5 protein-coding genes and 1 pseudogene are annotated in these 5608 nt (G+C 41.4%); 1 reads left to right on the top strand and 5 read right to left on the bottom strand.

The features are described 5' to 3' along the window. Positions 1-401: 401 nt before the first annotated feature. The 4 genes from H6F92_RS23605 to H6F92_RS23590 form a co-directional block, all read right to left on the bottom strand. Positions 402-1091: a lecithin retinol acyltransferase family protein gene (locus tag H6F92_RS23605; protein ID WP_190359725.1), complete on the bottom strand. Its 690-nt coding sequence runs from the start codon at positions 1089-1091 to the stop codon at positions 402-404. 156 nt (positions 1092-1247) lie between these two features. Beyond that, positions 1248-2762, bottom strand: coding sequence for a cryptochrome/photolyase family protein (locus H6F92_RS23600; protein WP_190359724.1), 1515 nt, complete (start codon positions 2760-2762; stop codon positions 1248-1250). Between the two features lie 2 nt (positions 2763-2764). Next, positions 2765-2923: a hypothetical protein gene (locus tag H6F92_RS23595; protein ID WP_002750171.1), complete on the bottom strand. Its 159-nt coding sequence runs from the start codon at positions 2921-2923 to the stop codon at positions 2765-2767. A gap of 211 nt (positions 2924-3134) precedes the next feature. Then, on the bottom strand, positions 3135-4268 hold the full coding sequence (locus H6F92_RS23590) for a HetZ-related protein 2 (protein ID WP_190359723.1): 1134 nt from the start codon (positions 4266-4268) through the stop codon (positions 3135-3137). Positions 4269-4357: 89 nt separating this feature from the next. On the opposite strand from H6F92_RS23590, the pseudogene H6F92_RS27145 reads away from it, so the two are divergent. Next, positions 4358-4408 (top strand): annotated as a pseudogene (locus H6F92_RS27145) (helix-turn-helix domain-containing protein); the annotation flags it as partial. A 627-nt stretch (positions 4409-5035) separates the two neighbouring features. On the opposite strand, the gene H6F92_RS26630 reads toward H6F92_RS27145, so the two are convergent. Beyond that, positions 5036-5161 (bottom strand): hypothetical protein, encoded by a 126-nt coding sequence (locus H6F92_RS26630; protein ID WP_265795443.1) that lies wholly within the window; start codon positions 5159-5161, stop codon positions 5036-5038. Positions 5162-5608: the final 447 nt, after the last annotated feature.

Raw genomic sequence — 5608 nt, 5'->3', positions numbered from 1 at the left:
ATTGTTCCCAGTATTATTACTACTAATACTATCCATAAAGGGTGTCTTTTTCCTTGATCTTTCCGAAAGTCCTTGACTTGTTTCAGTTTTTCTATTAAGCTCAACATATGTTTCAAAAGTTCGCGTTCACTTCTCATTTTACCTGACAGTGATCGCTTTTACTTTTGATATTCTGATGGGAGAATGAAACAGCCCTACCCCTGCCCCCCCGACATCGGGGGGGTGTGGGGTGTGGGGTTTTACCGATTTTGAGGTAGTCAGTTACCTAATTTTCAGGGAAAAAGTCCCAGAATTTTACCCCCGATCACTCCAATGGTCAGCACTTTTTGAGGGAAAAAAGTCTAAAAGCCTTATCCAACAAGGTTTTTAGATTTATTCAGCCAACCCTACTTACATCCAGACTAACCGTTAGCAATCACCAGACTTTTAAGAACATTTTCGGTCATGGCCGCTATTTGATCCAATTGTTCCTGATGGCGTTTTGCCTGTTTTTTGGCTTCTACCTTGCGTTTCAGGGCTTCCCGGGCTAAATCATCGCGATTTCTGCTTAAAGCTTCGATCGCTACTCGATTCCATGTTTCTGCTTCTTGAATGGCTTTTTTATACTGGGGTTGAATTTCATCCCAACTGACCTTAAGATTGCTTAAAGCCCCTTGTAACAGGGTTTGGGCATTGTTGGGGTCGGCTCCGATGAGGGATTTTTTCAGAGGTTCGTAGAGTCCCACCGCTTGTAAATGGGTAATAATCGGGATAAATTCTTCTATCTGTTGACTTTTGCTAATACCAGTCTTACACCAAGTGGCAAAATGTTCGCAGTTGTTAAAAAGAAGATTATATTTCTGCTCCCCCAGACGACTTAGCGCCCTTTCTACCACCACATCGGGGATAAAGGAAAATCCCACCTCTACATGGCGTACCACATAGATTTTACCGCCCCTAGCAAAGGTTTCTAGGGAAGTTCGTTCAACAATCTCGCTCGGTTTTCGGTAATGAATGACGCTACCATCACCGCAATCGATGCCATGATGGGCATAAACACCCTGAAGATTGAGCAATTCTCGATAAGCGTATATTTGATCCCCTCTAGCCATGTTTTTTTAGTGATAAAGTAAACAAGGAGATTGTCTATTGAGCCAGTTTTTCTGGTTATTAATCTTAATTTTCAGCAAAATATCCCCGATTGCGATCAAAAGTAGAGAAGCCAATAAAATGTAATTGGCTGGGTAACTTTGCTTAAGGAGTATAATTTAGATAGTCAACAGCTTGGCTCGTAATTGGTTGGACTGGCAGCGCATTTGATTAAGTTCAGCTGCTGACATTCGATCGAGATGACCTAAAATCATATTAACTCGACCTTGGCACTTTAATTTTTCTCGATGTCGTGCCAAAAAATCCCAGTAAAGAAAGTTAAAAGGACAGGCAAACTCCCCGACTCGTTCATTTTTTTTATACAGACAACCCCGACAATAATCACTCATTTTATCAATATAGTTGGCCGAGGCGGCGTAGGGTTTGGAGGCGAGAATTCCCCCGTCGGCAAATTGTCCCATTCCCAGTACATTAGTCTGCATTACCCAATCGTAGGCATCGATAAAAACACTATGAAACCAGTTTTCAATCTCTTGGGGAGAGCAACCAAAAATTAAGGCAAAATTGCTCAAAATCATTAATCTTTGAATATGATGGGCATAACCAGTATTTTCCACCTGTGATAATACTTGTTTGAGGCAATTCATCTCGGTTTGGTTACTATCCCAAAAGAAAGCCGGTAAGGGTTGTTGATGCTCAAACCAATTGAGATTAGCGTAATCTTCTCCCAGATAATGATAAATTCCCTGCATATATTCCCGCCATCCCAACACCTGACGGATAAATCCTTCGATGCTATTTAGGGCTAAATTATCTTTTTTATAGGCAATTTCTGCCGCTTGAATCACTTCCAAAGGCGTTAGTAATCCTAGATTAAGATAGGGAGATAATAGGGAATGCCAGAGGGTTTCTTTTCCCGTTATCATCGCATCTTGGTAGGGTCCAAAGTTAGGCAGACAATTAGTAACAAAATGCTCCAAGACTTGTAAAGCTTGTCTGCGGGTTACAGCCCAGTAAAAAGGTTTAATTTTTCCATATTTAGAAATATCTAAAGCTTCCACATCAGCGATAACTTGAAGGGTAATTTCATCAGGTTCAAACCAAAGAGGAGCAGCAGTTTTTAATTCATCTTTGGGCGGTTTGCGGTTTTGTTTATCAAAGTTCCATTGTCCTCCTATCGGTTGATTATCCTCCATTAAAATCTGCCATTTTTTGCGACTTTCTCGATAGAAATCCTCTAGCAATAGTCTTTTACGAGATTTAGCCCAATTATTAAAATCTGTCCTTGTCCAGAGAAAGTGATTATTATCAATTAGGGTTATAGCACAGTCTAAATCCAGATTTTTAATCAATCTAAGAAAAGGCAAATCATTAGGCATCATTATCTGTAATTCTTTAATGCCTAATCGCTTAATCCAAGCAGATAAAATTGGCTCAAAATCTTCAGCAACTTCGTAGGTAACAGACCATCCTAAAGTTTTTAATTCTTCGGCAAAATGACGCATCGCCGACCAGATTAAAACTAATTTTTGCTGATGATAGGGTCTTTGTCGAATATGATTGTGGGATTCAATTAAAATAACCGGTGTTTCCTGTGCATAGGCTTGACGATTAGCTAAGGCCGCTTGTCCTGTCCATAATTGATCACCTAAAATCCAAATGCCAATGGTCATAATTATTTCATTGCCTCGACTATTCCCCCGTATTTTTTAGCCATAATATCCGCCATTTCCCGAGCAGAAAATTTACTGGCTTTGTCGATGCTGGGGGTAAATGTCCCCGTAGAGGTTAAATAATGGGTAAATACCCCGACTTTTTTGCTAATAATCCACATATTTATTGAAGTCAAAAATCAAAAAGGGGATGGGAAGTGGGGTGTGGGGGGATGGGGTGTGGGGGGATGGGGAAGTGGGGTGTGGGGTGTGGGGTGTGGGGTGTGGGGTGTGGGGTGTGGGGAGTTTTCTCAGTGAAGTGATAACTGATAACTGATAACTGATAACTGATAACTGATCACTGATCACTGATAACTGATAACTGATAACTGATTAGGTTTTTGTCCTGAGACTTTGGGCGCTTAGATAAAGTTGCGTCCATTCTTTGACCACTTGCGTGCGTTTACAGTTTAATTCGCCGGCGATTTCCTCAAGGGTTTTACCCGCTTTTAAGCCATCGATAACGCTTTTACCCGTGGGAGAAAGGGCAGCATAGAAATTTTGCCATTGACTGAGAGTTAAGCCAAAATTATGCTCTTTCGGGCTGATTTGTAACCATTCACTGATTAATTCTGTCCCTTCCTTGAGGGCAAAAACCTTAATCGCATGATAGCCAACTTTTTCCCGGAGACGATAAATCCGTTGGACGGGAATATTCATCGCCAAGGCGATCGCATCTTGGCTTTGGCCTCCTAGATAGAGGTTAAACCAAGTCACCGCCTCCCGACTAACATTTTCCTCTAGATACCTAGCAAAACTCTCTTGAACTTTTGCCCGGAGAATTTGCGCTTCTTGGCGAGTGCGTTGATCTTCGTAGGTAGCGATCGCATTTTGCTCCAGTAAACTTAAGCTATTTTCCCCCTCATCGCCACTAATTTCATCGGAGAGAATCCGGATTATTTCTTGCTGCGGCACATTAGTAATACCGTTTCTCGATTGACGACGGAGATAATTAACAAAACGATAGGCTAACAGGGGTTGATTGCGGATCGGACGCAGGGCGTATTCCTCCAGGGTGGCTAACAGCAGCTGATCGCGAGTAGCTTGATCGTTGGTACAACGAGCGATCCATGCTAACTGGGATTGCAGATAGCGATCGCTATTTAACATTTCTTGAATAATTTCCTGCAAGACATCGGCCACCGCTTGCTGACGATCGCGACTTAAGGAAACCCAAGTGCGAATTTTTTGCCGGAGAGTGACACAAGCACCGAGACGATCGATCAGGTTACGATAGGCGCGGGTGGGACTAACTTTCAGATAGCGTTGCCGCAGAATTTGCCAAAGATAGACTAATCCCCGTTTAGCGATTTCTAAATCTCTCTGGTCGAAAGTTTCCCAACGTTGGCTATCTTCCCCGAGTAACCAATTGATAATAGTCTCCCGTTGGCGATCGGTTAAGGAATCCTCGGTTTGAGAGAGGATATCTTGCCATTGTTGCCTTAACTCGTCGATTATTGTCGTCATCGAAAAATTGAGTTCCAAACCCCGTCTTTTTAGGACGGCTTTAGTTTAAATACTAGCGCATTTGCACGATATATGCTAGAACCTGAGCCATGGAGAAGGCCTATCGCTACCGATTTTACCCCACACCCGCACAAGATAGGACTCTAGGGGCTCTCTTAGGTTTGGTGGGTAAAATGTATTCTAAGATACAGTCCTGCTGGCGGTCGCAACGCGCTCGCTACGCGAGACCGAGTGGAAGGAACCACTCCAGACACAGAGGACACAAAGATTGATCGCTTCTATAGTAAGTTAAACTGGTCGCAACGCGCTCGCTACGCGAGATCACACAAAGAATAAGAGAGCCATGGTTCTTAATTCTGCTATGGACTGAAATTGTCCTGTCTTCATTTTTTGATACCATTCTTTTAATGCTGATTTGGTTTCGGGATACCTTTCGGCAAATTCATTTAATTTCCTCCGACTGATAAGTACCTAAGCAAAATTAATTACACATATCTAACCACCTCTTGCCTCTTGCCTCTTGCCTATCTTCACTAGAAAATTAATTTTGCACGACTACTTAAAAAATTGCTATGTAAAGCCTTTAATGTATTTGATTCTCCTCTTGCAGCTCCAAGAATCACTCAAACTTTTTGTTCACTCATTTGGCGTTGCTTAATCAAGGTATGAATGCTAATGAGTGCATATATCAAAAAGTCAGTTTGAGCCTGAGTTTTAAAAAATGTAGATGCAATGATTCATACCCAAAGTCAGCAACGCCACTCATTTCACTTAGGACCAATTCCTAACTCAGTTCTTAAATCATCAACTTGTTTATCGAAGTTATCCCAAGGTTTAAAATCCGCCCACATGTCTTTTTTAACCCGGCAGCCCCTGGCAAATGCAGCGATCATTTTTTCTGGATTTGCTTGAAGCTTTTGCGAAGGCGCGGCTGGAGTAACCTGAATATCTAAATGATATTGAGCAATGCCAAATAGTAATCCATAAATAGGAGCTTCATAAGTACAGCCAGCCTGAAATGATGCGACTTCAATCTCTTCTGTTGCTGTCGTTCCATAATCCCCAAGAATATGAAGGCAATCATGGTTTACAATGATTTCAGGTACTGAACCCTTTTCACCAGGAAGAAAAAATTTATTTCTTTCAATAGAACTCTTGCAAATTAATTATATGTTATAATGATGGGTTAACTAATTTTCCCCAAAAAATTAGTTAATCAGTACATTCGTCCTGAATGAAAACTTGAAGTTTAACTTTTAACTCAAAACTCTTTAGAGCTGCTTTAATTTGGTTATCAAAACCTCTTTATTTAAGCGGCACAAACTATCTCAATTATAAAA

This window comes from Microcystis wesenbergii FACHB-1317 (genome assembly GCF_014696875.1).
In the GTDB taxonomy this organism is placed as follows: Bacteria; Cyanobacteriota; Cyanobacteriia; order Cyanobacteriales; family Microcystaceae; genus Microcystis; species Microcystis wesenbergii_A.
Note: the sequence above shows the minus strand (reverse complement) of the source record. Positions and strands in the feature narration are given on the sequence as shown.

Bases quoted from the DNA above. Each gene is read 5' to 3' on its own strand.
- H6F92_RS23605 (WP_190359725.1), bottom strand. From the start codon at position 1,091: ATGGCTAGAGGGGATCAAATATACGCTTATCGAGAATTGCTCAATCTT.
- H6F92_RS23600 (WP_190359724.1), bottom strand. From the start codon at position 2,762: ATGACCATTGGCATTTGGATTTTAGGTGATCAATTATGGACAGGACAA.
- H6F92_RS23595 (WP_002750171.1), bottom strand. From the start codon at position 2,923: ATGTGGATTATTAGCAAAAAAGTCGGGGTATTTACCCATTATTTAACC.
- H6F92_RS23590 (WP_190359723.1), bottom strand. From the start codon at position 4,268: ATGACGACAATAATCGACGAGTTAAGGCAACAATGGCAAGATATCCTC.
- H6F92_RS26630 (WP_265795443.1), bottom strand. From the start codon at position 5,161: ATGATCGCTGCATTTGCCAGGGGCTGCCGGGTTAAAAAAGACATGTGG.